Genomic DNA, 1,407 nt, shown 5'->3' with positions numbered 1-1,407 from the left:
TAGCTTCGCCCAGCAGCGTCTGGCCGTCCGGGGCAAATTTGATCTCCTCGATAAACTTCTCCGTCCTTTTGCCAAGCGCCTCTTTTACGCCGCCGATCGCGCCGCTGATTAGCTCTTTGGCAAAGGCCTGATCGACGTCGGCTATCTCGCACGCCGCCTCGCAGACAGTCCTTGCGATCTCCAGGATGCGCTCTTTGCTCGCTTCTCCCTCGTTTATAGCGCTAAGTACGACGTTTTTGGCGATTTGCTCCACCGTATCTTTCACGTCGTCGCCCTTTTCGATCGCGGTTAGAAACGCCGCCTCGGTGGTCTCTTTTAGGATTCCCAGCATTTGCAGCTCGCAGAGCATTTTTTCGTCTATCGCGGTTAAAATTTCCTCTTTATCCGCCAGGTCGCTGCTTTTGATGAAATTTTCCATATTTTCAAGCAGCGCGCGAACGTCGTTTTTGATCTCGTCTTTTTGCGCGTAAATTTGCCGCTCGATCTGCTCTTTTTCGTAGATTAGGCGGTGGATATACTGCTCTTTTGCCTCGCTGAGCGCGTCGCCTGCGCTTTGGATGAGGTTGGCGACGTTTTGACGGTTTAGCAGATCCTCGCTCTTTAGCGCCTCGCAAATTTGCTCAAACTCTTTAGCCAGAGCCGCGTTTGCGTCGCCGTTTTTTGCGCCTTTGACGCTTTTTCTAAACTCGCTTAGCGCAAATTCTCTGATCAAAACGGAAATTTGCGGGTCGTTTTTGTTCTCTTTTATGGTTTGGATGAAGACTAAATTTTGCATGAAAGTCCTTATAGTACGTATTTGCAAACGCGTCTTAGCGCGGAAAATATCTCTAATCGCTCCTCGTTAGAATTAACCAAAACGCTTAGATTGTAGCTTTTGTATTTGCCATCTTTGCTCGATTTTGACGGCGTTATCTTGTGTTGCCTCTCGCCTACGACGCCCTGCGCGATAGCTTCGGCATTTTCATTTTCAAGCACGATGATTTTGTATTCCCAAAAATTTGGGTATGAGATTTCAGGTTCTTTATTTAGATCGCACATAGTCGCCACTTTTGCCTCCGCTCTTGCTTTCTAGCGTGATATCTGTTATCTGCATGGTTTTATCTATCGCTTTTATCATATCGTAGATCGTTAGTAGCCCGACGCTAACGCCTGTTAGCGCCTCCATCTCGACGCCGGTTTTGCCGTCTATCTTGACGCTAACGGTTAGCTTGTAGGCGCAGATTTCGGTTAGCTCCTCGATGTCGCAGTTTATGCCGCTGATTAGCAGCGGATGGCACATCGGGATGAGTTCGCTCGTCTTTTTCGCACCCATTATCGCGCCTACGACGGCGGTTTGCAGGACGGGGCCTTTTTTGCCCGTGTTGTTTTTGATAGCGTCAAAGGCCTCGCGCGACATTTTTATGATGC

Annotated in this window: 2 protein-coding genes and 1 pseudogene; all 3 read right to left on the bottom strand. The window is 48.9% G+C overall.

The genetic code is table 11. From position 1 onward, the window contains the following. Positions 1–775: pseudogene (locus tag Q0338_RS07575) on the bottom strand (hypothetical protein); the annotation flags it as partial. A gap of 8 nt (positions 776–783) precedes the next feature. After that, positions 784–1,047: a DUF493 domain-containing protein gene (locus Q0338_RS07570; protein ID WP_366119796.1), complete on the bottom strand. Its 264-nt coding sequence runs from the start codon at positions 1,045–1,047 to the stop codon at positions 784–786. Continuing rightward, on the bottom strand, positions 1,022–1,407 hold a 386-nt coding region (moaC, locus tag Q0338_RS07565), incomplete at its 5' end, for a cyclic pyranopterin monophosphate synthase MoaC (RefSeq protein WP_298086220.1). The genes Q0338_RS07570 and moaC, both read right to left, overlap by 26 nt.

It is taken from the genome of uncultured Campylobacter sp. (genome assembly GCF_938018145.1).
In the GTDB taxonomy this organism is placed as follows: domain Bacteria; phylum Campylobacterota; class Campylobacteria; order Campylobacterales; family Campylobacteraceae; genus Campylobacter_A.
Note: the sequence above shows the minus strand (reverse complement) of the source record. Positions and strands in the feature narration are given on the sequence as shown.